Genomic DNA, 25,472 nt, shown 5'->3' with positions numbered 1-25,472 from the left:
CCGGTTTCTTGAGCTTTGTGTATCAGCCATGTAATTACTTGCCCGCAATTGAGAACAGTTATTATTATTAATTAGTTCTCACCGTCACTACAAACTCAACAATATTTTTCTAAAAAATAGCTAGATTTTGAAATCAAAATCTAGTAAATTATCTTTTTAACCTATAATATGAATATCTATTCATACTATCAGGCATAAACAAAAACCCAGAAAACACCATGCAAAAAGCCAAATCTAGCGATTCCGGCTGCTCTAGTTGCAGTCACGACGACCACAATCACAGCAATGAGAATCATAACCATGACCACGACCACGGACACGACCACGGGCACGACCACGGCAACGGAGATTTTAACCTCAAGCAAGAATTGATTCCTGTGATATTGGTTGTTGTACTATTTGTCGGCGGTTTAATTTTTGAAGAAAAACTGCACAACACGCCCTATTCTATAGCTGAATATCTGGTTTTCATCCCCGCCTATCTTTTGAGCGGATGGAATGTTTTAACCAGCGCCGGCCGCAACATTCTGCGAGGCCGAGTGTTTGATGAAAATTTCTTGATGACTGTAGCAACACTGGGGGCTTTAGCCATTCATAAATTGCCTGAAGCTGTCGGGGTGATGTTGTTCTTCAAAATCGGAGAACTTTTTCAAGAATTTGCGATCGGGCGATCGCGTCAATCAATTCGATCGCTTTTAGAAATTCGCCCAGACAGCGCCAACCTCAAGCAAAATGGCGACATCAAAAAAGTTTCGCCCGAAACCGTAGCTGTCGGCGATATCATCCTAGTAAAACCGGGAGAAAAAATTCCCTTAGACGGCGAAATTATCGACGGAAACTCTCAGATTGACACCTCTGCACTAACTGGAGAATCAGTACCTCGAACCGTGAAAGTTGGAGAAACAGTTTTAGCAGGAACAATTAACCAGACAGGAGTTCTCACCGTCAAAGTTACCAAACTCTTCGGCGAATCTTCAATCTCCCGAATTCTGGAATTAGTAGAAAATGCCAGAAGTAAAAAAGCTGAAACTGAGAAATTTATCAGCAAATTTGCCAGTTACTACACGCCGTTTGTAGTATTTGCATCCCTAGCAGTGGCTTTAATTCCGCCTTTGTTCATTTCTGGAGTAACTAATGCAGACAGATTTTTGTGGGTTTACCGCGCCTTAGTTTTGTTAGTTATTTCCTGCCCTTGCGGATTGGTGATTAGCATTCCTCTGGGATACTTTGGGGGAATTGGCGGTGCAGCCAAGCGCGGTATTTTGGTTAAAGGCTCGACTTTTTTAGATACGCTGACAGCAGTCAAGACAGTTGTTTTGGACAAAACAGGAACTCTGACAAAAGGAGTTTTTAAAGTAGCACAAATTGTACCTCAAAATGGTTTTTCCAAATCTCAGTTAATGGAAATAGCCGCAAAAGTAGAATCTCAATCTAATCACCCAGTTGCGAAATCTATTCTGGAAGCTTACGGCGGCAAGATTGATTCATCGGATGTGAAAGATTACGAAGAAATAGCGGGACACGGCATCCGAGCCCAAGTCAACAATCAAATTGTTTTTGCGGGAAATGACCGTTTGCTGCACCGAGAAAACATTGCTCACGATGTTTGCAATGCTGAAGGTACGATCGTGCATTTGGCAGTAGACAACCGCTACGCTGGCTATATTTTAATTGCTGACGAGCTTAAAGACGACGCAGTACAGGCGATTCGCGACCTCAAGAAACTGGGTGTGGAGCGAATTGTGATGCTGACGGGAGATAATCAAGCTGTAGCCGATAGTGTTGCGAAAAAGCTCGGTTTAGATTCCTATTTAGCTGAGTTATTGCCCGAAGGAAAAGTTGAGGCGATCGAAAAACTGATATCCCAATCTAAAAAAGGCGATAAAATTGTCTTTGTCGGGGATGGAATTAATGATGCACCAGTTCTGGCTAGGGCTGATGTGGGCATAGCGATGGGCGGTTTGGGTTCGGATGCGGCGATCGAAACTGCTGACATTGTGATTATGGCAGATGCACCGTCAAAGGTGGCGCAAGCCATCCAAATTGCCAGAAAGACTCACAATATTGTCTGGCAAAATATCATTTTTGCGATGTCAGTTAAAGCGATATTTATTGCTTTGGGTGCTTTTGGTTTGGCTACTATGTGGGAGGCAGTTTTTGCCGATGTTGGGGTCGCTTTAGCTGCAATTTTCAATGCAACTAGAGTTTTAAAGTAGTCGGATGAAAACTCCAGGAGGGCGGGCAATTCCTCCATCCTTGTAGCAATTTGTAGAGGAAAGCAAATGGAAAGTGTCATCAAAATTCTGTTGGGAAGTCTAGCTCTTAGTATTATTCACGCATTAATTCCCAACCACTGGATGCCATTAATTGCGATTGGTAAAACTGAAAATTGGTCTCGCAGCGAAACTTTGCGGGCAACAGTAATTACAGGAGTTGCTCATACTCTCAGCATTATCCTAATTGGAATTGTCGTCGGCTTATTTGGTTACAAGTTAGCTGCTACCTATGTAGAGGCAGCTAAAGTAATTGCGCCTTTAGTTTTATTGGTTTTAGGAATTATCTATCTTTTGGCAGAGTTAGATAGTTCTCGCAAACAGCACCACCACCATCATCACGTTGAAACAGTTAATTTAACTACCAAGCGATCGCAATTTCAAATTCTAGCTGTTTTAGGAACAGGAATGTTTTTCTCGCCTTGCATCGAAATAGAAGCCTATTATTTTTCAGCAGGAACGATTGGTTGGATCGGCATACTTGTAGTTTCTGTCGTCTACTTAGTGGTGACTGTTTTGGGAATGGTTTTGCTAGTAGATTTGGGCATGAAAGGAGTTAATGCTTTAGAAGAAAAGCTGCATTTTTTTGAGCATCATGAACAAGGATTAACCGGAGCAGTGTTAATAGTTTTAGGAGTTGTAGCTTATTTCCTAAAAGTGTAAAATGGTTGGTAATAAACTTTAGTCTGGCGAAATATCCAGCACAGGAAAAAATATTATGCGTCGTCAACGTTCTCTGCCTTGGATTCACCGCTATTCCCGTCCGATTATGGCAGGAATTGCAAGTATTGGGGCTGCGATCACTGCCTATCTAACAGCCGTCAAGTTATCCCAAGGAGCGGTAACTTGTCCCATAGCCGGCTGCGATATAGTGCTTTCGAGTCCCTATGCTTATGTTTTTGGTTTGCCTCTTTCTTTGTTCGGGTTTTTGGGCTATTTGAGCATGATAATTTTTGCCGTAGCTCCCCTATTAGTCAATCCGGCAGAACAGAAGGCTCTCCGCTCTAAGTTAGAGTCTTGGACGGGACTATTGCTGTTTGCTGGCGGTACAGCAATGATGATTTTTAGTGGCTATTTGATGTACGTACTCACTGTTGACATCAAAGCAACTTGTATTTATTGTGTTGCGTCTGCTTTGTTTGCAACTAGCTTGTTTGTCTTAGCATTAATCGGTCGCGAATGGGATGATATTGGGCAACTATTTTTCATTGGAATTCTGGTATCTATGTTAGTGCTGATTTCTTCTCTCGCTCTTTATGCCGATGTGAATAATCTCGGTACTGCTAGGGAGACTAGCATGAAGACTACAACATCTTCCGGTACTTCGGAAATTGCTTTAGCACAGCATTTAAAAAGAGTGGGAGCTAAAATGTACGGCTCTTTTACCTGCGATCACTGTCAGATGCAGAAAGAAAGTTTTGGCAAAGAAGCGGCTCGCATTATCAATTATATCGAGTGCAATCCTCAAGGGAAAAATGCGAGGCCTGATCTTTGTCAAGCTGCGAAGATTCAGGGGACTCCCACTTGGGAAATTAACGGTAAGTTTTACCAAGGGCAAAAATCGTTGAAGGAGTTAGGAGATTTATCTGGCTATCAGGGAACTCGCGAATTTAAAAATCTTTAAAATCACGATCGCTGATTGATTGATTGATTGATTTTTGGCGATCGACCTAATCATAGCAATCTCCTCCTGCCGTGGCTACAAAAATAAAACCCGCCGATGCGGGTTTTATCTTAAAACTAATTGTTAATAGCTTACGCTTTCAACTACTTCTCAGGAGTAAGAGTCTCATTAGCCGCAACGGGGCGGGTTGAGGCCGCGGTAGTTTTCAAAAGTGCGATCGCCTGCGCGTAAACAGGATCGTCCTTAGTCGCAACCAATGTCGGTTTGTTAGCTAATGTCAGCTTTTGTTCGTCGGTGATTTCCACCCTAACATCGGGAGTAACGCCCTTGTGGCTGATGTCCGTACCGTTGGGAGTATAGTAATGTGCGATCGTCACCGCCAATCCCGAACCGTCAGACAAAGAATGCACCGACTGCACCAAAGCTTTGCCAAAAGTTTGGGTGCCGATCACAGTTGCGCGCTTGTTGTCCTTGAGAGCACCAGCCAAAATCTCGCTGGCGCTGGCCGAGTTGTCGTCCACGAGCACCACCAAAGGCTTGTCAGTGAGCGCAGTGCGGTTTGTCCGCATTTCCTGAGAATCGCCCGCGCGATCGACTGTACGGACGATCGCCCCTGTATCCATCCACATCCGGGCAATATCAATGCTCACCCGCAGCAAACCGCCGGGATTCCCCCGCAAATCCAACACAAAAGCGTCAGCTTTTTGAGCCGAGAGCTTTTTAATCGCCGCCTCCATTTGTTCGCCCGCGTGGGAACTAAACTCTTGCAAGCGGATGTAACCTACTTTTTCACCCCCTTCATCCTTGAGGCTGTAGCGAACCGCAGCTACCTCAATTCTCGCCCTAGTGAGAGTAATATCAAACTCGCTTTTGCCCGGACGAGCCATCCGCAGCGAAACTTTCGTGCCTTCGTCGCCCCGAATTATCTGAGCCGCATCCGAGACAGTCAAGTCCTTGGTAGTTTTGCCATCAATCGCCAAAATCGTATCGCCCGCTTGAATCCCTGCTTTCAGGGCCGGGGAATTTTCCATCGGTTCGACTACCGTAATCGCTTTCGTTTTCTCGTCTTGTTCCAGCCTCATCCCCACCCCTGTCAGTTCCCCGGAGGTTTGATTCGTCAGCGCTTCGTACTGCTTCGGGTCCATGAAGCGCGTGTAGGGGTCGTTTAATTTCTCTAGGGCTTTGCGGAGAGCGGTGTAGGCAGCTTCGCGAGAGGTATAGTTTTTGCTCAACAATTCTTGGCGGGCCACTTGCCAGTCAGTCTTGTTAAAGCTGCCATCAACATAGTCTCGGTTCACAATTTGCCAAGCTTCGTCTAAGACAGCTTTGGGGCTATCTTGAAGCTCGGCGCGGACTGATTGACTCAGGCCAGGAACGAGTAAAGATATCGAAGCGGTTGTGGCCATCGCCCCAGTGAACAGGGCTGCCTGTAACATAGAAAAGCGTCTGCGGGCTTGATTCATTGAATTTTGGCTCAATTCGATTTTAGATTTTTGATTTGAGATTTTATATTGCTAAAAAATCTCAAACTACCATTTAAACTATTGTGTGGAGGCTCCACCATCCCTTTGGATAGTTTAACGAGATTCATAGCCGATCGCCAACCAATCGTTACTGTATTTTAATAAACTTAATTTTAAACTTGGATTTGAAGGTGCCGTGGAAGCTAAAATCAAACAATTTTCGCGTAAGTGGTTGAGCCTGCTCGTTAATGGAGTTATCGGTATAGCAGCGCTGGCGGGAGTGATTACCATGCAGTCGATCGGGCAATTGGGAGGAATGCCCGCAGTTAGCGTTCCGGAACGAAAGCCGGTCTCTGCAATGTCTGCCGCCAGTTTCAAGCAAGCCTCCCAGCAAGAAGCGCAGCAAGAAGCCCTGCGGCTAAAAATGCTCAAAACACTTCCTAGTTTTGGGTTTGACAATTTAATTGCCGACTGGACATTTCTGAAATTTTTGCAGTATTTTGGCGACGATGAAGCCCGAGATGTGACGGGCTACAATCTCAGTCAAGATTATTTTGACATAATTACTCGGCGCGATCCACGCTGGGCTGACATCTACCTGTTTCTGTCCACAGCCGTTTCTTTTTATCAGGGAAAGCCTGAAACTGCTGTTAAGTTTATAGAGCGCGGTACTAACGCCCTTTCGCGGGAAAATAATCCCCAAGCGTGGATTGTGTGGCGAACCAAAGGTCTTGATGAGTTGCTGCTGTTGGGCGATATTCCCGACTCAATGCGCTCTCACGAAATGGCCGCTGATTGGGTAGAAAACACAGCCGACGGCCCGAAATTAGCGCCGCTGTTTCGAGCAACTGCTGAGTATTTGCGCCGAGATCCAGATAGCGTGCCGGTGCGGTTTAATGCTTGGAGTACGGTTTATGCTCAAACAACTGATAAGTTGGTGCGGCAAAGGGCGAAACAAGCTCTTGTTAAGTTGGGAGCTCAGGTAAAAAAAGATAAGGATGGAAACGAGAGTTTTATTTTGCCGCCCAGAAAGTAGTTGATTGTTGACTGTTGACGGTTGACTGTTAACGGTTGACTGTTGACTGTTGAGGGCGGGCCCGCACCATCCACCGCCCCTACTGACTGTTGACTGTTGACTGTAATTCTGCAATCTCAAATCTCAAATCTCAAATCAGCTTGAGTTAATTCGCGCCATTCACCGGGTTTCAAGTCATTTAGTTGCAAATGCCCGATCGCACTTCTCACCAGCCGCAGCGTCGGAAACCCTACTGCTGCGGTCATCCGGCGCACTTGGCGGTTGCGGCCTTCTGTGAGAGTCATTTCCAGCCAAGGTGTGGGAATGTTTTTGCGAAATCGAATCGGGGGCTGGCGGGGCGGTAATTGGGGTTCTGCTGATAATAATTGCACTTTTGCCGATCGAGTCCGATAATCTTGAATTGTGACACCAGTTTGCAAAAGGGCGATCGCGCCTGCATCTGGAACCCGTTCCACCTGAACCAAATAAGTGCGGGGATGAGCGAATTTCGGATCGCTGAGGCGGTGCTGCATTTGTCCGTCATCCGTTAACAGCAACAAACCTTCGCTATCGCGATCGAGCCTTCCAACTGCATAAATGTCAGGAATCGGAATATAGTCTTTAAGGGTACTCCGTTTAGTCTCACTGGAATTATCAGTGAACTGAGTTAAAACATCGTAAGGTTTGTAAAATAGAATGTAGCGATAGGGCATGACCAATTAACAAATAAAAATGTACAAAAATTGCGACTAGAAAAGATATAAAATCGTCAAAAAACTATTTTATTTATCTCTCTATTTTCTCCCTTCTCTGCGCCCTCTGCGCCCTCTGCGGTTAAAAAAAATCTTATTAACCAACGATTCAAACCAGCTATAAAATCTTCTGCCTTTAACAGCCTCGCAAATCTCAACTACCCAATTTTACCATGCCCGAAGCCACACACCGCGTTTGTATCGTCCTAGGAACTCGCCCGGAAGCGATCAAACTAGCCGCTGTAATTCAACTGTTCAAAAATTCACCAATCTTTGACACCCAAGTAATTTTAACCGGTCAGCACCGAGAAATGGTCGAGCAAGTAATGCAAATGTTCGACCTGAAAGCCGATCGCGATTTAGCAATTATGCAGCACCAGCAAACCCTAACCGACATTACATCCCGCAGCTTGCAGGGTTTGGAAGCTTGCTTTAAGGAATTGCAGCCAGAAATCGTATTAGTGCAGGGCGATACAACAACAGCATTTGCAGCAGCTTTAGCTGCATTTTACCAGAAAATACCAGTCGGTCACGTAGAAGCCGGATTGCGGACAGACGACGTGTTCAATCCCTATCCCGAAGAGGCTAACAGGCGGTTGATATCTCAGCTCACAAGGCTGCATTTTGCCCCAACAGCGCTGGCTGCAGAGAATTTAGGGCGATCGGGCGTTTTAGGAGAAATTCACCGTACAGGCAACACAGTAATCGACGCTTTGTTATCCGTCGCCAAACGCGAACCAGAATGCAAAATTCCCAACCTAGATTGGAGCAAACATCGCACTATTTTAGCAACAGTCCACCGCCGCGAAAATTGGGGAAAACCCTTAGCAGGAATTGCCAGGGCATTCATCCAAATTCTCGATAAATTTCCCGATACAGCCTTACTCTTACCGCTGCATAGAAATCCGACAGTTCGGGAACCATTAAAAGCTCTTTTGGGCGACCATCCAAGAATCTTTTTAACTGAACCATTGGACTACGCCGAATTAGTAGGAGCCATGCAGAGAAGTCATTTAATTCTCACAGATTCCGGCGGCTTGCAAGAAGAAGCACCGAGTTTGGGTAAGCCAGTTTTAGTATTGCGAGAAACCACAGAAAGACCAGAAGCAATTGCCGCCGGAACCGCTAAACTTGTCGGTACAAATTCTGATACAATTTTCACAGCAGCCGCAGAATTGCTGAGTGATTCTACAGCTTACGACGCAATGGCAATGGCAATTAATCCCTTTGGTGACGGTTTGGCTGCGTCGCGGATTTTGAAAATTGTTGAAGAGTATTTTAGTGAGAAGACAGTTGACAATTGACGGTTGACGGTTGACGGTTGACAGTGAGTCGAAAAACTGCAAACCGATGCTCAACTATTTATTGGCTGAGTCCGACCTCTATGGGAATCTCAATCACAAACTTCGTGCCTTCGCCCAGGGTGGAATCACACCACAGTTTTCCTCCATGCTTTTCCTTCACCACCTGATAGCTAATGGATAAGCCTAATCCTGTCCCCTTGCCTACGGGTTTAGTAGTGAAGAAGGGATCGAATAGGCGCGATCGCGCTTTCTCTGGAATACCTGTACCGTTATCGGCGATCGCAATCTGCACCCACTGTTTTTTTGTTTTGGTAGTCTTAATCCAAATCCGATTCGGTTGGTCAGCAATATCCTGAAAACTACGTCCTTCATTGCTCTCTTCCAAAGCATCGATCGCATTTGATAGCAAGTTCATAAACACCTGATTAAGTTGACCTGCATAGCATTCTACCAACGGTACCTCGCCATATTGTCGGACTACTTCAATGGTTGGGCGTTCTGGGTTGGCTTGAAGGCGATGTTCTAAAATCATCAAAGTGTCATCAATGCCTTCATGGAGATCGACAGCCTTGAATTCCGAGTGATCCAGACGAGAAAAGCTACGCAACGAAACCACAATGTCCCGAATGCGAGCGCTGCCCACTTTCATCGACTTAAGAATCTTAGTGAGATCCTCTTTTAGGAAGTTTAGATCCACATCCTCTAGGTCATCTTGAATTGATGGGGACGGGTTGGGATGATCCATTTGATAGGCATCTAGTAATCGCACTAAGTCATGGATGTGATCGTTGAGATGAGACAGGTTGCCGTAGATAAAGCTTACCGGGTTGTTGATTTCGTGCGCTATCCCTGCCACCATTTGCCCCAGTGCCGACATTTTTTCGTTATGCACCATCTGACTCTGGGTGCGGTGCAGTTCTTCAAGGGTACTCTCTAGTTGTTGCACCTGTTGGTTCAGTTGCCGATCGCGAGCCATAAGTTGCTCTGCCATACTCTTAAATCCCTCAGCTAAAAGCCCCACTTCATCCTGACTGTCAACCGGAATACCAATGGCTAAATTGCCTCTGGCCAATTCCTGGGTTGCCTCAGTCAGTCTTTGAATGCGACGGCTCAGAGCTTGGGTGAGACGGAAACCTCCGATCATCACGACTGCGATCAGGACACTTCCTAATAGACCAAAGCCGCCCACCACAAACCATAAATGCTGTTCTGCTTCGTCTATTTCCTTAGCAGACTTGAGTACAGCAATTTGGAGATTTGCCCCATCAAAACTTTGTAATTCGATTGTTGCGATCAGGTATTCTTCACCTGCAATCCTGATTTTGGTGGGCAACCCGTCTGGCTGTCGAAATTGCCAAGGTCGATCGCGCGGAAGTGGCAAAGTAGCAGCCGTCACCTTCTCGCCGTCAAAAGCCACCAAATGTATGGATGTGTTGCCACGAATCGACTGGAGCGCTGTATCGTCAATGGCTAATCCCGCAACCAAACCAGCTAGGATCTTTTGAGATGATTTGATTGATATTAACCCAATCATGGAAGACGGAGCCCTGTTTTGGGCCAGGAGGATTCCCGATAACTCTAGTCCGGTTCGGGCGGCACGGTTCACAGAGGCATCCTGCAATGTCGCCTGTCTTATTGCTCCCAACTGTGAAGACACTAAGACTTGACCATCAGCGTCAACTATTCTGATCAAATCCAGTTTAAGACCAGCTTGGATTGGTAATATAGTCCGCAGCAATAAAGGGCGATCGCCCTTTATTACTGCTGTGATGACATCATTATCCTCACTCACCGAACGGGCTTTCAAACGGAGTGATTCTTGCCTTTGCTTTAGAGATTCCCGCAGCATACTAGCCAGATCCACGATCTCCTTTCGCGCCATTTGTTCTAAGCTGTTTCTAGCAAAATAACCAAAACCCAAGCTTCCGAGAGTCCATAGACTCAGAAATGCAAATAACAGAGGCGATAACAACTTGGCGGAAACGGGTAACCGCGCGTATCTGGATTGGATGGCCACAGCTCTTAATCCTTGGCGGATGGGGTCACGAAAATAAAGCCAGACTCCTCAATCGCGTTGATTCCTGGCGGACTAGAGATGTATTGAAGTAGCGCTTGGGTAGCCTCGGTCGGTTTTTTGTGCCAGAGAATTGAAATTGTCCGAACCATCGGATACTTGCCCGCTTTGACATTTTCTCGTGTTGGTTCAACCCCGTTGAGGCTGAGGCGGTTGACAGGTAGTTTTTCGGAAATGGCGTGAGCAAGGGAAAAGGTACCGATGCTGTAAGGAGTGCTTTGAATTGCCTCGATCAATTCCCCTTCTTTCCGAAATACGATTGCTTCTAATGAATTCTTTAAATCTGCTCCTAGGTAATATTCCCGCAAGAGTCGCTTGGCAGATTCATCTTCTGGGCGATCGAGCAGTACAATTTTAGCATCGGTTCCTCCGAGTTCCTTCCAGTTGGTGATGCTGCCACTATAAATACCTTTGAGGTCTTCAGTCGTGAGGTCTTTCACCCCTGTGACGCTGGGATGAGTGGCAACTAAAAGGGCATCATGAACCACCTCGCGAGACTCTAAAGTGCCATCATTTTCTTCTGGCTTTAATTTTTTCGAGATTACACCTAGATCGACTAATGTCTGTTTAATCCCATCAATTATATTTTCAGACTGCCCCGGTTCTAGCTGGGTAATTTTGACGTTTTTTGCGGTAGCTTCGTAGTTGGTTTGCAGCACCTTAATCAGACCCAACGTGCTGCTTGATCCCCCAACTTTGATCGAGGTTTGGGTTTGCGTTGCCGCAGTCGTGGGCGCTGTTGTCGTGGTGGCACTGCTGGTCGTCGTACTGCAACTGGGCAGCCCTAGGAGGACGATCGCACTTAAAGCTACCGTAACTAAATTCGGTTTCATTGAAAAATTCCTATGCTATTTAACAAGATGAGCTGGGTAGTAGAAACTCAAGTTTTTGATGATTTTATAGTGAACCCAACTCGATCAATTTTTTAGGTTGGGATAAAAAAAAGGAGTTGATATTTCACGGTTGATTTCATCCTTAATAAATCTTATTCTAAATAATTAAAATTTGCAACGAGTCATCGCAACGTTTTGTGATGCTGTTTGATATGATTAGCGAGCGCATCATACTTATGAGAGATGCGCTCGCAGACTATGCAGCCCGATAGAGTAAAAATTACTGTTACAGGTCAATCGGGAAGCTTTTATCCTGACTAATTTATCTTAATTGCCAGTTACAGATGAGTTTTTTTTGAGCTTCATAGATCGATTTGCGATCGAGGTAAAACGACTAAAATCAGAAATCATTTGATTTAGGTGAGTTTCGGTGGTGTCGCTAAGAATGTTTGCCTTGTCAGTTAGATATTCTTAAGGAGAAGGAAGTTGTGGCACAAAATTGCTGCTGCCTTTATAACCGGATAAAAGAGCAAGTTTTTCCAAAGATTGCCTGCCGGTGTAATATTTGCCCCGAATTTCCCAAGTGGGATAAGCTTGAATCTTCGCAGCTTTGCACAAATCAGGTTGAGCATCTTTCCCCCTGGGATCGCACTCAATGTAAGTAATCGCGGTAAATGCTTGTTTGCCGAAAAGTTCTTGTTGGGTGTGACAGTGAGGACACCAGTAAGCACCGTACATTTTAGCTTTGATCGTCTGCAAATGGGTTGCTAAAGCTATTTGATCCGGCGCGGATTCGCTAAGAATCGGGGGCGCTTCTGGTTCGGTAACAGGCTGTGTGGCAGGAGGTGGAGGGAGGGTTTGTGCTAAAGTTTGAGTGGATTGGTTGCTGAAACTTAACTGTGCAATTCCTCCGTCTGCTTTGGTACTGCCGAAAATACCCAGAGTTAGGAAAATTGCGATCGCACAAAAGTTGAATTTGCTTACTTTCATCTTGAATTTCATCTGGGATTTGCTAGGATTTCGCGAGCTTGATTCATAGCCTCTACAGCATTGTGTACCACAAAAATGTTAATTTTGCCTAAATCTTTAAAGAAAAGTTGACTTTCCCAGCTATGATTTAACAAAATAACTTGCTTGTGAGCTTTGATGGCGAGGGCAATTTCCGAAGCGGTACCCGCGCCCGTACCGCAGGCAATTATGACATCTGAAGAAAGAATATTAATGTTATTTCTGGCGTTTCCCATATCGGTGACAATGGCAATATCTACAGCCTCGGAAATGCCGCGAGTATCGTTTCCCGGAAGGATGCCGATTGTTAAACCATTAGCTGATTTTGCACCTTTGTTGGCGGCATCCATCACGCCGAGATTTCTGCCGCCAGTTAGCAATATCCATCCTGCTTCGGCGATGAGTTGTCCGAGTTGATAGGCGTTTTCTAAGTCAGTTGATGTGGCACTTTCGCCTGGGCCCATGATGCCAATGATAGTTTTTTTCATATTTTATGGTTGAGTATCTGGTTGGGAAGAATGTGTGTTATTTTTTTATTAAACAGGTCAAAGAAAATGAGTAGCGCTAAAAGTCTCGAAACCAACCTGATAGAAAAAATTCGTAGCTTACCGCCGGATAAAATTATCTATCGCCTTTTTGATTGTATAACGGGCGCTCGCACTTTTATTGTGTCTGAACAATAGGGTTTATGCTGCTGACATTTGTAATCGACGTTCTACTCGTTCGTATTCATTTTCTAATAGGCAGAGTTTAGCTTCTTCATAACTTGAACGGGCAAATACGATTTGATAATTTTGAGCAGGATCGTAGATAGAGCTATTACCTGAATAGTCACCTTGATAGTAGGAGATCGCACTGTTAGACATCAGACTTACCCTAGACAACCGGCTGCTGATTTTTTGCATCCCAGTAGAACAAAAACAAAACTATGATGGGCAATGCAGAAAGAATACTCGCAATACACTGGTAGATTAATTCGATTCCAAAGTTATCATGTTGTCCAATTAATGATAGCGGTAAATACAAAATCCAAGACACAATCATCGAAGCAATAAACAATCCAAGATAGGTCAGAATCATCGTCCAAAATATCTTCCATCTTTTCCCTTGAGTCAAATTCGCACTCATTTTTTGAGCCTTCGAGCCTTCTACACCTTCCAGCACCACAGCGGCATCAATTAGTGCATAGCGCAATGCGAAGATGACACCTGGAACGATGAAAAGAATTAAACCACCTAGCACAATAAATCCCGTGACAAAACGAGTTCCGAACAGCTTGAAACACTTTCGTGCTGCGTGGGTCATGGACTCACGATAAGTTGGATGAAATCCCCGCTTCAACTGAGCAAGTGCATGAAGTAATGCACCCACGTACAGCGTACCAAACGAGCCTTCAATGAATTGCGACATTCGCAACTCTTGAATGGTTATACGCAACTCGTCTCCGCCATTCATCCCCGGAAAAACGTACAGGCGCAAATATATCAACAGAATTGACCCCGGCAACCATACTGTTAGCACTATCAAACTAAACAGCACAAAGTTTGATGCGAATAATGCAAGAGCTTCACGGATTTTTTGAATCATAAAGTGTAGGGTCTACATTATGAATAAAATTTTATATGACAATTTAAATGTAGAGGTGCTTTCAGAGTAGCTTACAAGAGTTATTTTGTCAAGTAAATAAACTGAATTTTTGGCGATCGTCGTCGATTGCTTTAATCTTCACTGCTACTATTTTTTTGCTTTCACTTGAGTGTTTCTGGAACCCACTTTTTATTTCTCAGCTTCACGATTCTGAGCAAGTGTAAGTTTTGTTTCACGAGCGTTAAACTTAACCTACACTTGATATTGGGGAACTTATCAAAAAATATCCCCAACAATCATCCCCGCCAAAATCACAAACCCCACCCAAACATTTTGGCGGAAAATTTGACCGTAAACGGGATTCGGAATGTCGGTCTTTCGCAGTTGACTGTACTGCAAAACCCACAAAATCGCTGCCGCACCAATCGCTATCCAAAAGCCAATATGCAAATGTAAATTAATTCCCATTGCTGCTAACAAACCGACAGTCCCAACAAAGAAAAAACCCACAGCATTAGCGGCATTATCCCCAAAAAATATGGCGCTGGAATTCACACCCAAACGCAAATCATCTTCTCTGTCGCTCATCGCGTAAACTGTGTCAAATCCCATCGTCCAAAACACGACTGCTCCCCACAGCAGCCAAGTTGCTATTTCTAATTGATTTACGGCCGCGCTCCAACTAATTAATACGGCAAATCCCCAGGCTATTGATAATACTAATTGCGGCACTGGAAAGACTCTTTTTGCTAGGGGATAGCAGATAATTACTGGTACGGCGGCAGCGCACAGCCAGAAGCTTAAAGGATTGAGATAAAAGGCGAGAATGGCGGCGCTTGCAAAGGAAATTAAAGCAACTCCGATACCAGTTTGCACTTTCAGGGCGCGGGATGCTAGGGGGCGCGATCGCGTTCTTTCGACTTCGGGATCGATATCGCGATCCCACAAGTCGTTAATCACGCATCCCGCCGCACTGGTGGCTAAGGTACCCAACACAATTACGCCCACCAATGCTGCGGCCGGCCTCCCGTCTGATGCTAAAAAGACGGCCCACAGGGCTGGAATCATTAAAATCAGCCTTCCTGCTGGTTTGTCCCACCTCAAAAGCTTTATGATGGTTAGCAATGTGGATTCGGTTGGGCGATCGGACTCTTGAAGCATTTTAATTCTAGATTTTAGATTTTTAACATTAAATGTTATCAAATTTTAGGCAAAATCACCTAATATAGCGGTTCTCAAAAAAGTGATGTATGTCCCGATGCCCTGTTTGGCCGATGCCCGATGCCCGATGCCCTAATTCCCGATTTTTGCTGATTTCATAGGATGCCTAACTGGATTCGTGAAATAATCATAATATCTATCAACCCCCATACACTCCAATGGTTAATTCAAGTGCTTCTGCGGAGTCAAATCGCATTATTGCTGCTATTGATATGGGTACTAACTCGTTTCACATGGTGGTGGCGCGGATCGATCCGAAATTACCCGCCTTTGCGATTATTGCTAGAGAAAAAGATACGGTTCGGTTAGGCGATTCCGAAGCAAAAACAGGCTGTTTAAAGGCTGAGGTTATGGAAAGGGCGATCGTCACTCTGAGCCGTTTTCTAGACATTGCTAAAACTTGCAACGCCGAACAAATTATCGCTGTGGCTACGAGTGCGGTTCGAGAAGCTCCTAACGGGCGGGATTTTCTCAAACGAGTTGCTGAGGAATTAGACCTGAATGTTAGCTTAATTTCCGGTCAGGAAGAAGCGCGGAGAATTTATCTCGGCGTACTTTCGGGAATGGAATTTAACAATCAGTCCCAGGTAATTATTGATATTGGCGGCGGTTCTACTGAGTTGATTTTAGGAGATAGTTCTGAACCGCGCTGTCTCACCAGTACCAAAATTGGTGCTGTACGCCTGACTGGAGAATTTGTCAAAACTGACCCGATTAGCAAGGAGGAGTTTGCCTATTTGCAAGCTTATATTCGGATTTCGCTGGAAAGACCGATCGACGAATTGCGATCGCAATTCAAGACAGACGAACATCTGCGCTTAATTGGCACTGCTGGAACCATCGAAACTCTGGCTGCAATTAACGCTCGCGAAAAGTTGGGAACAGTTCCGAGTCCGCTAGCTGGCTATCAGTTAAGTTTAAAAGATTTGCGCGATTTAGTCAATCGCTTTCGCAAACTTTCTTACTCGGAAAGGCTGGCAATTCCCGGAATGTCTGATAAGCGGGCGGAAATTATTCTCGCCGGCGCTTTGATTTTGCAGGAAGCGATGACACTATTAGGGATGGAATCGCTCACTGTGTGCGATCGATCTTTGAGAGAAGGCGTAATAGTTGACTGGATGCTGAGCCGCGGTTTGATCGAAAACCGCTTGCGCTATCAAGGTTCAATCCGCCAGCGCAGCGTTCTACACATGGCTGCAAAATATCAAGTTAACTTAAAACAAAGTGAAAGAACCGCCGAATTTGCCCTGAATTTGTTCGACCAAACCCAAGGAATTTTACACAATTGGGGAACAGAAGAACGCGAGTTGCTGTGGGCGGCGGCGATTCTGCACAACTCCGGTTTGTACGTCAGTCATTCGGCGCACCACAAGCATTCTTACTATTTAATTCGCAATGGTGAGTTATTGGGATACACTGAAACAGAGATTGAAGTAATTGCTAATCTAGCTCGATATCACCGCAAAAATCCTCCCAAAAAGAAGCATGAAAATTTTCAAATTCTCCCGAAAAGATACCGAGAAGTAGTGAGTAAACTGCATCCTTTTCTGCGGTTGGCTGTGGCTTTAGATAGGCGGCAAATTGGCGCTATTGCTGACTTCAAATGCGAACACCGCCCGGAAGTGCGAGAGTTTCACTTGCGGCTGCAACCGCTCAACCCCGCGGACGATTGCGCTCTGGAAATGTGGAGTTTGGATTATAAAAAGCCCTGTTTTGAAGATGAGTACAATCTCAAATTAGTGGCAACTTTGGAACCGAATATCGTGACAGTTTAAAGAATACTCAGAGCCGGAAAACGAGAAACTTTAGGGTGCGTACTTCGCACCATTAGTTTCAACTTAACCCCAAGTGTAGTACCAATATTGTGTTTAACTCCATACTCCTCCCGATCGCCCCTAGCCTGCCCTAAGAAGGCAGGGTGGATTAATTAACGAGAGGATAAATCAAGGTGATGTGGCTATTTGCTGACGCTTTGTGCGTTGGATTTAAGTGGTTTGTCCGGGCTAGACAAACCGAAAAGCAACTCACTCAGATATTCAAAGAGTTTGTGTAGACGCGGTTGAAACCGCCGTCTTATCTACAAACCAAGCCCAATTACTGTAAAATCCTGTTGGGTGATGAGATTAGCTGGCACACCCTTGAGGCTAGCTAAGATTTGATCTGTGTTGGCAATTTTGATAAAAGTTGTAGTGTTTTCTTCAACTATGCTGAGTCGATCGACCTTTAAGCCTCCCATCAAAACCAATAAATCCTCACCTTGCCTAAAATCAACAATAACATCGCCACCTTCCATCGCAGTCAAGCAAAAGTAATCGCGCCCGCTTCCCCCAATCCAAGTATCATCACCCTTGTCGCCCCACAGAGTATCGCTACCCTCACCGCCGCACAATTGATCCGCATCTCCACCGCCAAAAATTAGATCGTTGCCGTTACCGCCGCACAAATAATCTTTTTGACTGCTAGCATCCGTCGCGATATTGTCAGTATCTCCGAAAATTGTATCATCGCCTTCGCCGCCACAGATGGTGTCACTTCCCAAATCTCCAAACAGCAAATCATTGCCCGAATCGCCGCAAATTAGATCGTTATCTTTGCCGCAGTGGATGGTATCATTGTCCTCGCCCCCAACCAGAGTATCTGCGCTTTCTTGCCCGTATAAAAGGTCGTTGCCGCGATCGCCAAAAAGCAAATCTTTTCCTGTTAAGTCGCCCTCAGACGAGTCAGAAGTGCCGCCAAATAAACGATCGCCACCTTCATCCCCAAGCAAGGTATCGTTGCCTTTGTCGCCCCAAACTACGTCATCATCTTTGCCTGTGATCGCCAAATCATCATCTTTACCCGCATAAATAATGTCATTCCCAGCGTGCCCGACGATGTAGTCGTTATCTTCGTTGCCAAATATGGTGTCGCTGTCTGCATCCGGGCCCAAAGCAACCGGGCTAGCAAAACCACCGTAAATATTATCGCTACCCAATAAGCCCATTAGCAAGTCGCTGCCGTTAAAACCGTTGATGCTGTCATTAATATTGCTGCCGGTTAGGGAATCCCTGCTGTCTGTACCGCTGAGGGTGTTTGCAGGGATATTTTGGGCGGGAATGGAAGCGCGATCGGGTAAATTTAGCTGATCGCACGTACAGTCTTCCGAAGCAGCAGGAATTACCGCAGGTTTGGGGGTTTCGGTTGGTGGAGATGTAGTTTGGGCGATCGAATTCTGATTTGCGATCGGCGTTTCCCCAGGTTTAGCCGTCGGAATTGGAGTTTCCGCAGATATCGGAATTGGCGTCGGAATTGGTGTCGGAGTTTCCGCAGGCGTCGGAGTTTCCGCAGGCGTCGGAGTCGGTGTCGGAATTGGAGTTTCCGCAGGAATTGGCGTCGGAATTGGAGTTTCCGCAGGCGTCGGAATTGGAGTTTCCGCAGGCGTCGGAGTCGGTGTGGGAATTGGAATTTCCGCAGGAATTGGCGTCGGTGTGGGAATTGGAATTTCCGCAGGATTTGGCGTCGGAATTGGAATTTCCGCAGGCGTCGGAGTCGGTGTGGGAATTGGAATTTCCGCAGGAATTGGCGTCGGAGTCGGTGTGGGAATTGGAATTTCCGCAGGAATTGGCGTCGGAATTGGCGTCGGAGTGGGAATTGGAATTTCCGCAGGCGTCGGAGTTTCCGCAGGAATTGGCGTCGGAATTGGCGTCGGAGTCGGAGTCGGAATTTCCGCAGGAATTGGCGTCGGAATTGGCGTCGGAGTTTCCGCAGGAATTGGCGTCGGAATTGGCGTCGGAATTGGCGTCGGAGTCGGAGTTGTATCTACAATAGTCAAAAGAGCACTAGAAATTGCTCCTAAATCTGCTCCGTTAGTGGGATTGTTCAGACTTAAATTAACAGTTTCATTTTGTTCTATTTCGGAATCATCCACAATGGCAATCGTGAAAGTTTGCACACTTTCGCCAATGTCAAAATTTAATGTTCCCGATGTCTGGTTATAGTCGCTGCCAGCATTAGCAGTGCCATTACTTGTAGTGTAACTGACAGCAGCAGCCACATTAGTAGCATCAGTGCGAGTAACGGTAATTGTGGCAAACTGACCGTTTTCATTAACGCTGTAATTGGGGTTGCTGAAGTTGAATGTGCCGGGATTAGTCAGGTTTATAGTGAAAGTTTGGTTGGGGGAAGTATCGACACCGCCGTTATCTGTGCCGCCATTATCTTTCAGGTTTAAGGTGATATTAGCACTGCCGATCGCCCCTGCCGTCGGTATAAAAGTTAACATTCCCGCCGAGTCGATCGCAGGTTGTACACTAAACAAAGCAGCATTATCATTCCCTACCACTTGAAAAGCCACAGTTTGTCCCGATTCGTTGGCCGGGCCTGGAGAAATGACAGTCGCCCATCCGGGGATGGTTTGCGCGCCGGATTTGCTACTGAAAGTGCGATCGCCCCCACTGACAAACGAAGGTGCATCGTTGACTGGATTAACTGCGATCGAATATGTCAAACTATTAGTGCTAAACGGCGTTGTTCCCCCAGTCACTGAAGCATTAACGCCCGCAGTACCGTTACCCGCCCCATTCCTTCCATCCCACCCCCGAAAAGTAATTGTGGGTTCGCTTCCAGAAATGCTGTAATAGTCTGGGTTGGGTGCAAAGCGGACTCTCGCAGGCGTTAGCAGGGAAACCCCAGTCAAGTTGATATTAGCTTGCGCCTCGGTTGTGCCGTCACCGAGAAATGAAAAATTAGGAGTTTCGTAAGGATCGATCGCGCCACTAAATCCAGAATAATCTCGCAGCGGGCCTGTTAGTATGATATCGCTGCCGTCTGAAAGAAAGTAATTGTCGCCGAACACTCTGAGAGTGTAATTAGTAGCACTATTGGTGTTGTAAGCAACACTTTCGGCGGCGACAAATAAGCTGTTAGTTTGTCCGCCCGGATTGGGAGTAATGCCGTCTGCTTGGGCAAAAATGTTGCCGGAAGTTGCAGATAGCTGCTGGAAACCGATTTCAATTGCTTTGCGATCGCTCGTAACGGCAATAATGCTCAAACCCGCTTGATTTGGATTAGTGCGCGCTTCTGAGATAATTTGTAGATTAAAACCTAAGCTAAAGCCAGAATTGCGATCGAGCGGTGGAAATGACGGATTTAAAGGATTATTTGTATAGCCAGCATAGATGCTACCGGCAGCAGTGCTATTTAAATTAACTCCATTTCCGCTCAATATTTCGGAAGCAGTATCGGTAGGAGAAATAGAATTTAAATTTGTCAAAGACAGCCAATTTTGTGAACTGGGTGTATTGCCAAGCGATCCATCATAAAGAAGACTAGGGCCGAGCACTGTCGCTGAAGTTTCCGACACGGTGTCGAAATTTGTCCAAGTATTGCCGTTAGTTGAAAATTGCCAATTGCCGTTAGTATTGTCTGCGGTGGTGACTGCAACACCCAAAACATAGCTATTAGCATTGTTACTTCCTAACTCGCTGGTGATGGCTAAAGGAGTAAAACCTGTGTTAGCTGCGTTGGTTGTATCTTCATTAATTGGGAGGAGTGTATTAAAATTTGAATTTCCCAAAGTTGGAGCGCTGTTGACTTGCGGGTTGCGGAGGCTGTTAATATAAATAGTGTTAATTCCGCCGTTGGGCAAACCCAAGGAACCGGGACTGTTGACGGCATAATTAGCAGTGACGCTGACACCACCAAGAGCGCTAAAAAACTCGACAATTCCCCCGTTGTTTGGTGCGGAAATTTGCATTTTAGCTGCACTGCCAAAGGCTCCGTGGTTTCCTGATGTCCTCCAGGCGATCGCATCTACTGTATCGAAATTTGTAGTGCTAGTATTATCAACATAAACAACATCTGAAGCCGCGAAATCCCCATCAAAATTTCCCACGGGGAGCAGCTTTGTCAAAAATCCACCTTCAAGGCTCAATCTAATGTTCCAATCATTATTTGTTCCCGACGGTATGGGGTTGTAGGCAATCTCTTGATTGGCGGGCGAACCGCCGATCGCAATTATTGTTCCTGCTTTAAACACAGGAGCAATACTCGCCATATTCGTAAATTGGTAAGCAGAATATTTGGCTGTTGTTGGAAGAGTTGAGTCGCCCACGAAATAGCTCTGAAGCTGAGTTGCACTTACATCTTCTGTCAGCAGTAACTCTACATACTCGTTGCCAGTCAAGTCTCCAGTAGCGCGCCGGAATTCGTTAATAATTATCTGTCCCATTTAGATGCACCTAAATTTGAGATGATGGTTTTAGCTATCAACTACTGTGATTTTTTAACAATTACTATAATTTAGTTTACGTAATCAAACTCTCAGTAGTTTCTACGTACAATCGCCGTTGTATGTGATTTTGGGTACACAAATAATATCTTGACTGCCGATCGGTGTCAAGTATAAAGTTGGGATGGGGAGGATCTCCGGCTTTGCAACGCCGTATTTTTTTCGCTTTGCGAGCACTTCATGCCATGTCCGATCAATTACCATAACAAAAACGGTTCGCAGTGCGGACTTTAGTCCAGCTCGGTTACGGACTAAAGTCCGCACTACGAACCAATTTTATCCTTGTCAATCGATCGGACAAGATATCATACCAAATCCGGGTTAGCCATCCCCTCGATCGAGAAATACGGTTGAGTTAATTTTTTTTGTGATTGCGAACATCCCGATCGTGGCGATCGCAGTATTTATTTTTCACATGGTGAAAGCCGATGGCAGCGTATTGGGTCATATCAAGCCTGGTCGATCGCACGTAATCGAGGGGCCGGGGCGCGTTGATGGGCTCTATTGTTTTCAGTGTCAATATTAGAATTGAGTTGGACTCAATCGCTTTCAATTATTGAATTATCTGCGTCCATCAGTGTTAATCCGCTTGAAATCTGCGGTTAATCGGCTCGATCGAATATTTATGCAACTCAAGTCTATTAGTGAAGCGATCCCCTACAATAATCGCGGTCAATCCATCGAACTTGATGTCAGTAGTGAGATTTTCTGTACCCAAGAGACGAATCCTCTCAAAACCTGTAAAAAACAGGCTCGAAGAGCCTGTTCCACAAGAATTATTGGTTTGTATCTATTTGAGAATTATCTTGCCTGACGCACCAAACACAATGAAGTTCTGCTTACCCAAACACGATAAAATCACTGCGATCGATCGCACTAGCTGACACTCCATTCAAAGCAGCTAAAAGTTGACCGTTTTGACGGAGCCAGATGAAAGTTGTATTGGCATTTTGGGTAATACTCAGTTCAGCAAAACTTAAACCGCCAGTTAATTCCAACAAATCTTCACCTTTTGTGAAATCAGCAATTACATCGCTGTTTTCACCTGCACTTAACAAGAAGCGATCGCCCCCAACACCACCAATCAAAGTATTATTACCTAATCCCCCCGTCAGAGTATCGTCACCTTTACCGCCGTAGAGAGTATCGTTCCCCTCCCCGCCGCACAGTTTGTCATCACCGCCATTGCCAAACATCAAGTCATTACCGGCACCGCCGCACAGGGAATCAGGTTCGCCGTTAAAAGCGATCGCGCTGCCTCCGAGAATAGTATCGTCCCCATCACCACCACAAAGAGTATCGCTGCCCCGATCGCCCAACAGCAGATCGTTGCCCGTACCCCCCACCACCACATCATTGCCCTTGCCGCCATAAACCGTATCGTTGCCCTCATCGCCGCTGAGAGTATCGGCAGCATCTCCCCCATGTAAAAAGTCGTTTCCAGTACCGCCAAACAGCAGATCGCGTCCGGTAGAGTCAGGGCTAGACGGGTTAACACTGCCTCCAAACAAGCAGTCGTTACCCTCAGACCCCACCATAGTATCGTTGCCCTTGTCGCCCCAAATCAAGTCATCATCTTTGCCACCACTCGCCACATCATCGCCCTTACCCGCGAAAATGAAATCTTCGCCTGCGTTGCCGTTGAGGTAATCATTGCCCCTGCCACCAAGCAGCACGTCTCTGTCTGCATTCGCGCCGAGGGGGACATTGCTGGGCACTCCCCCGTAAATATTGTCGTTGCCGAGTGTTCCCTGCAGAATGTCGTTGCCGTTGAGACCATTAATCGCATCGCTGAGATTGCTGCCGGTGAGGAAGTCGTTGCCGTCAGTGCCGTTAAAAGTGCGATCGACTGAATTAGCGCCGGGAATCGAAGCGATCGCGGGTAGGGTAATGTCGTCGCAAGTGCGATCGGCATCGCCGCCGACAACACTGTCAGAGTCAACAGGAGTCGGAGTCGGAGTCGGACTTGGAGTTCCCGCAGGAGTCGGAGTCGGACTTGTCGGAGTCGGACTTGTCGGAGTTGGACTTGTCGGAGTTGGACTTGTCGGAGTCGGACTTGTTGGAGTCGGAGTTCCCGCAGGAGTCGGACTTGTTGGTGTCGGACTTGTTGGTGTCGGACTTGTTGGTGTCGGACTTGTTGGTGTCGGACTTGTTGGACTTGTCGGTGTCGGACTTGTCGGTGTCGGAGTTTCTGTCGGAGTCGGAGTTGGACTTGTCGGAGTCGGACTTTCTGTCGGAGTCGGACTTGTCGGAGTCGGACTTGTTGGAGTCGGGCTTGTTGGAGTCGGACTTGTCGGAGTCGGACTTGTCGGAGTTGGACTTGTTGGAGTTGGACTTGTCGGAGTTGGACTTGTCGGAGTCGGACTTGTCGGAGTTGGACTTGTCGGTGTAGGACTTGTTGGAGTCGGGCTTGTTGGAGTCGGACTTGTCGGAGTCGGACTTGTTGGAGTTGGACTTGTCGGTGTAGGACTTGTTGGAGTTGGACTTGTCGGTGTAGGACTTGTTGGAGTTGGACTTGTCGGTGTAGGACTTGTCGGAGTTGGACTTGTCGGAGTTGGACTTGTCGGAGTCGGACTTGTCGGAGTCGGACTTGTCGGAGTCGGACTTGTCGGAGGGTTATCGACAACAATGCTGGCGGTGACGATCGCAGAATCAGCTTTCCCGTCATTAGCTTTGTAGGTAAAAGAGTCTGTCCCTGCAAAACCAGTATTCGGAGTGTAATCGAAGGAACCGTTAGCGTTGAGGGCGATCGCCCCTTTAGTCGGCCCAGTCACCAAAATTGCACTCAGCGGATCGTTTTCCGGGTCTGTATCGTTGATTAAGACTCCCAACCCTGCCACGTTGAGAGGGGTATTAAAAGAAGTTGTATAGTTGTCAGGAATCGCGACAGGTGGGTTATTGCTGACATTAACAGTCACTGTAGCGGGTGTAGAGTTAACTATTCCGTCGCTGACTGTGTAGGTAAAGGTGTCTGTCCCTGAAAAGCCAGCGTTAGGAGTATAAGCGAAAGAACCGTCTTTGTTGAGGGCGATCGACCCTTTCGTCGGATTTGCGGCCACCGCAGCAGTCAGCGCGTCTAAATCTGCGTCGGAGTCGTTGGCTAAAACTCCCGGCACTGTGACGTTGAGGGCTTTTCCCGCACTGATGCTGTAGGTGTCGGGATTTGCTGTGGGCGGATTGTTTATGACATTGATATTTGCCGAAATTTCTGGTGAAGTAGCAGCCCCGTCACTGACACTGTAGGTGAAGCTATCGAGTCCAACAAATCCAGGATTCGGAGTATAAGTAAACGAACCATCCTTATTAAATCCGAGAGTGCCATTGTTGGGATTTGTGACTTTCGTTGCCGTCAGCAAATCACCGTCCAAGTCGCTATCGTTGGCTAAAACTCCCTCAGCCACAGGAACGTTTATCACTCGACCGTGCAGGGTTTTGTAACTGTCACTATTTGCCTGCGGCGGCTGATTTGTGACATTGATACCTATCTGAGTGGTCGCAGGCACGAAAGTTCCATCGCTGACACTGTAGCTGAATTCCTCCAACCCAACAAAACCGGGATTGGGAGTATAGCTAAAGGAACCGTCAGGGTTAAAATTGATCTTGCCGTTGTTTGGCAAGGATACCAGTTTGGCCGTCAATGTGTCGCCGTCGGGGTCGATGTCATTGGCCAGGACTCCGGGAATTACGACATTGAGTGTCTTGTCGTGGGGAGTGTTGTAACGGTCACTATTTGCCTGCGGCGGCTGATTTGTGACATTGATACCTATCACAGCAGACGCTGATGTGAAAGTTCCATCGCTGACACTGTAGCTGAATTCCTCCAACCCAACAAAACCGGGATTGGGAGTATAGCTAAAGGAACCGTCAGGGTTAAAATTGATCTTGCCGTTGTTTGGCAAGGATACCAGTTTGGCCGTCAATGTGTCGCCGTCGGGGTCGATGTCATTGGCCAGGACTCCGGGAATTACGACATTGAGTGTCTTGTCGTGGGGAGTGTTGTAACGGTCACTATTTGCCTGCGGCGGCTGATTTGTGACATTAATACCTATC

At 46.3% G+C, this 25,472-nt stretch carries 19 protein-coding genes and 2 pseudogenes; 8 read left to right on the top strand and 13 right to left on the bottom strand.

The window, feature by feature from the left end; all coding sequences use genetic code 11:
- The first annotated feature begins 218 nt into the window (after positions 1-218).
- The 3 genes from QUA58_RS23795 (at position 219) to QUA58_RS23785 (ending at position 3,897) form a co-directional block, all read left to right on the top strand.
- Positions 219-2,216 (top strand): heavy metal translocating P-type ATPase, encoded by a 1,998-nt coding sequence (locus QUA58_RS23795; RefSeq protein WP_333396328.1) that lies wholly within the window; start codon positions 219-221, stop codon positions 2,214-2,216.
- A gap of 66 nt (positions 2,217-2,282) precedes the next feature.
- Positions 2,283-2,936: a hypothetical protein gene (locus QUA58_RS23790; RefSeq protein WP_333248343.1), complete on the top strand. Its 654-nt coding sequence runs from the start codon at positions 2,283-2,285 to the stop codon at positions 2,934-2,936.
- A gap of 55 nt (positions 2,937-2,991) precedes the next feature.
- On the top strand, positions 2,992-3,897 hold the full coding sequence (locus QUA58_RS23785) for a vitamin K epoxide reductase family protein (protein ID WP_333248345.1): 906 nt from the start codon (positions 2,992-2,994) through the stop codon (positions 3,895-3,897).
- A 143-nt stretch (positions 3,898-4,040) separates the two neighbouring features.
- On the opposite strand, the gene ctpB is transcribed toward QUA58_RS23785, so the two are convergent.
- On the bottom strand, positions 4,041-5,360 hold the full coding sequence (ctpB, locus tag QUA58_RS23780) for a carboxyl-terminal processing protease CtpB (protein ID WP_333248347.1): 1,320 nt from the start codon (positions 5,358-5,360) through the stop codon (positions 4,041-4,043).
- 196 nt (positions 5,361-5,556) lie between these two features.
- On the opposite strand from ctpB, the gene QUA58_RS23775 reads away from it, so the two are divergent.
- Positions 5,557-6,396 carry a hypothetical protein gene (locus QUA58_RS23775; RefSeq protein WP_333248349.1) on the top strand — a complete coding sequence of 280 codons (840 nt, stop codon included), beginning with the start codon at positions 5,557-5,559 and terminating at the stop codon, positions 6,394-6,396.
- A gap of 116 nt (positions 6,397-6,512) precedes the next feature.
- On the opposite strand, the gene QUA58_RS23770 is transcribed toward QUA58_RS23775, so the two are convergent.
- Positions 6,513-7,088 carry a pseudouridine synthase gene (locus tag QUA58_RS23770; RefSeq protein ID WP_333396327.1) on the bottom strand — a complete coding sequence of 192 codons (576 nt, stop codon included), beginning with the start codon at positions 7,086-7,088 and terminating at the stop codon, positions 6,513-6,515.
- Between the two features lie 212 nt (positions 7,089-7,300).
- On the opposite strand from QUA58_RS23770, the gene wecB reads away from it, so the two are divergent.
- The gene (wecB, locus tag QUA58_RS23765) at positions 7,301-8,431 is read left to right on the top strand and encodes a non-hydrolyzing UDP-N-acetylglucosamine 2-epimerase (protein WP_333248350.1); all 1,131 of its coding nucleotides are present in this window, start codon (positions 7,301-7,303) and stop codon (positions 8,429-8,431) included.
- Positions 8,432-8,489: 58 nt separating this feature from the next.
- On the opposite strand, the gene QUA58_RS23760 is transcribed toward wecB, so the two are convergent.
- The 7 genes from QUA58_RS23760 to QUA58_RS23730 form a co-directional block, all read right to left on the bottom strand.
- Positions 8,490-10,313: an ATP-binding protein gene (locus tag QUA58_RS23760; RefSeq protein WP_333309503.1), complete on the bottom strand. Its 1,824-nt coding sequence runs from the start codon at positions 10,311-10,313 to the stop codon at positions 8,490-8,492.
- 140 nt (positions 10,314-10,453) lie between these two features.
- Positions 10,454-11,338 carry a substrate-binding domain-containing protein gene (locus QUA58_RS23755; RefSeq protein WP_333248354.1) on the bottom strand — a complete coding sequence of 295 codons (885 nt, stop codon included), beginning with the start codon at positions 11,336-11,338 and terminating at the stop codon, positions 10,454-10,456.
- A gap of 471 nt (positions 11,339-11,809) precedes the next feature.
- A complete protein-coding gene (locus QUA58_RS23750) occupies positions 11,810-12,328 on the bottom strand; it encodes a hypothetical protein (protein WP_333088158.1) in 519 nt (172 codons plus the stop codon).
- Positions 12,329-12,336: 8 nt separating this feature from the next.
- Positions 12,337-12,834, bottom strand: coding sequence for a TIGR00725 family protein (locus QUA58_RS23745; protein ID WP_333396325.1), 498 nt, complete (start codon positions 12,832-12,834; stop codon positions 12,337-12,339).
- Positions 12,835-13,032: 198 nt separating this feature from the next.
- Positions 13,033-13,230 carry a hypothetical protein gene (locus tag QUA58_RS23740; protein WP_333396323.1) on the bottom strand — a complete coding sequence of 66 codons (198 nt, stop codon included), beginning with the start codon at positions 13,228-13,230 and terminating at the stop codon, positions 13,033-13,035.
- A complete protein-coding gene (locus QUA58_RS23735; RefSeq protein ID WP_333396321.1) occupies positions 13,223-13,933 on the bottom strand; it encodes a hypothetical protein in 711 nt (236 codons plus the stop codon). The genes QUA58_RS23740 and QUA58_RS23735 overlap by 8 nt, the downstream gene beginning before the upstream one ends.
- A 276-nt stretch (positions 13,934-14,209) precedes the next feature.
- On the bottom strand, positions 14,210-15,094 hold the full coding sequence (locus QUA58_RS23730) for a 4-hydroxybenzoate solanesyltransferase (protein ID WP_333396319.1): 885 nt from the start codon (positions 15,092-15,094) through the stop codon (positions 14,210-14,212).
- A 218-nt stretch (positions 15,095-15,312) separates the two neighbouring features.
- Here QUA58_RS23730 and QUA58_RS23725 point away from each other — a divergent pair, with 218 nt between their 5' ends.
- Positions 15,313-16,929 carry a Ppx/GppA phosphatase family protein gene (locus tag QUA58_RS23725; RefSeq protein ID WP_333248367.1) on the top strand — a complete coding sequence of 539 codons (1,617 nt, stop codon included), beginning with the start codon at positions 15,313-15,315 and terminating at the stop codon, positions 16,927-16,929.
- Between the two features lie 302 nt (positions 16,930-17,231).
- On the opposite strand, the gene QUA58_RS23720 is transcribed toward QUA58_RS23725, so the two are convergent.
- Positions 17,232-21,362, bottom strand: a complete 4,131-nt coding sequence (locus QUA58_RS23720; RefSeq protein WP_333396317.1) for a choice-of-anchor Y domain-containing protein — start codon at positions 21,360-21,362, stop codon at positions 17,232-17,234.
- Positions 21,363-21,789: 427 nt separating this feature from the next.
- On the opposite strand from QUA58_RS23720, the gene QUA58_RS23715 reads away from it, so the two are divergent.
- Entirely contained in the window at positions 21,790-21,948 is a 159-nt protein-coding gene (locus tag QUA58_RS23715) for a hypothetical protein (RefSeq protein ID WP_333248372.1), read from the top strand.
- Positions 21,949-22,261: 313 nt separating this feature from the next.
- Here the strand turns inward: QUA58_RS23715 and QUA58_RS31645 are convergent, their stop codons facing one another.
- On the bottom strand, positions 22,262-23,206 hold the full coding sequence (locus tag QUA58_RS31645) for a calcium-binding protein (protein WP_445301899.1): 945 nt from the start codon (positions 23,204-23,206) through the stop codon (positions 22,262-22,264).
- Positions 23,207-23,388: 182 nt separating this feature from the next.
- Here QUA58_RS31645 and QUA58_RS31640 point away from each other — a divergent pair, with 182 nt between their 5' ends.
- Positions 23,389-23,814, top strand: a complete 426-nt coding sequence (locus QUA58_RS31640) for a pentapeptide repeat-containing protein (RefSeq protein ID WP_445301898.1) — start codon at positions 23,389-23,391, stop codon at positions 23,812-23,814.
- On the opposite strand, the pseudogene QUA58_RS31635 reads toward QUA58_RS31640, so the two are convergent.
- Both QUA58_RS31635 and QUA58_RS31630 read right to left on the bottom strand, forming a co-directional pair.
- Positions 23,707-24,090 (bottom strand): annotated as a pseudogene (locus QUA58_RS31635) (pentapeptide repeat-containing protein); the annotation flags it as partial. The gene QUA58_RS31640 and the pseudogene QUA58_RS31635 overlap by 108 nt on opposite strands.
- Before the next feature lie 7 nt (positions 24,091-24,097).
- Positions 24,098-25,465 (bottom strand): annotated as a pseudogene (locus tag QUA58_RS31630) (Ig-like domain-containing protein); the annotation flags it as partial.
- Between the last annotated feature and the right edge of the window lie 7 nt (positions 25,466-25,472).

The sequence above is a fragment of the Microcoleus sp. N9_A1 genome (genome assembly GCF_036701795.1).
In the GTDB taxonomy this organism is placed as follows: Bacteria; Cyanobacteriota; Cyanobacteriia; order Cyanobacteriales; family Microcoleaceae; genus Microcoleus.
Note: the sequence above shows the minus strand (reverse complement) of the source record. Positions and strands in the feature narration are given on the sequence as shown.

Bases quoted from the DNA above. Each gene is read 5' to 3' on its own strand.
- QUA58_RS23795 (WP_333396328.1), top strand. From the start codon at position 219: ATGCAAAAAGCCAAATCTAGCGATTCCGGCTGCTCTAGTTGCAGTCAC.
- QUA58_RS23790 (WP_333248343.1), top strand. From the start codon at position 2,283: ATGGAAAGTGTCATCAAAATTCTGTTGGGAAGTCTAGCTCTTAGTATT.
- QUA58_RS23785 (WP_333248345.1), top strand. From the start codon at position 2,992: ATGCGTCGTCAACGTTCTCTGCCTTGGATTCACCGCTATTCCCGTCCG.
- ctpB (WP_333248347.1), bottom strand. From the start codon at position 5,360: ATGAATCAAGCCCGCAGACGCTTTTCTATGTTACAGGCAGCCCTGTTC.
- QUA58_RS23770 (WP_333396327.1), bottom strand. From the start codon at position 7,088: ATGCCCTATCGCTACATTCTATTTTACAAACCTTACGATGTTTTAACT.
- wecB (WP_333248350.1), top strand. From the start codon at position 7,301: ATGCCCGAAGCCACACACCGCGTTTGTATCGTCCTAGGAACTCGCCCG.
- QUA58_RS23760 (WP_333309503.1), bottom strand. From the start codon at position 10,313: ATGGCGCGAAAGGAGATCGTGGATCTGGCTAGTATGCTGCGGGAATCT.
- QUA58_RS23755 (WP_333248354.1), bottom strand. From the start codon at position 11,338: ATGAAACCGAATTTAGTTACGGTAGCTTTAAGTGCGATCGTCCTCCTA.
- QUA58_RS23750 (WP_333088158.1), bottom strand. From the start codon at position 12,328: ATGAAAGTAAGCAAATTCAACTTTTGTGCGATCGCAATTTTCCTAACT.
- QUA58_RS23745 (WP_333396325.1), bottom strand. From the start codon at position 12,834: ATGAAAAAAACTATCATTGGCATCATGGGCCCAGGCGAAAGTGCCACA.
- QUA58_RS23735 (WP_333396321.1), bottom strand. From the start codon at position 13,933: ATGATTCAAAAAATCCGTGAAGCTCTTGCATTATTCGCATCAAACTTT.
- QUA58_RS23730 (WP_333396319.1), bottom strand. From the start codon at position 15,094: ATGCTTCAAGAGTCCGATCGCCCAACCGAATCCACATTGCTAACCATC.
- QUA58_RS23725 (WP_333248367.1), top strand. From the start codon at position 15,313: ATGGTTAATTCAAGTGCTTCTGCGGAGTCAAATCGCATTATTGCTGCT.
- QUA58_RS23720 (WP_333396317.1), bottom strand. From the start codon at position 21,362: ATGGGACAGATAATTATTAACGAATTCCGGCGCGCTACTGGAGACTTG.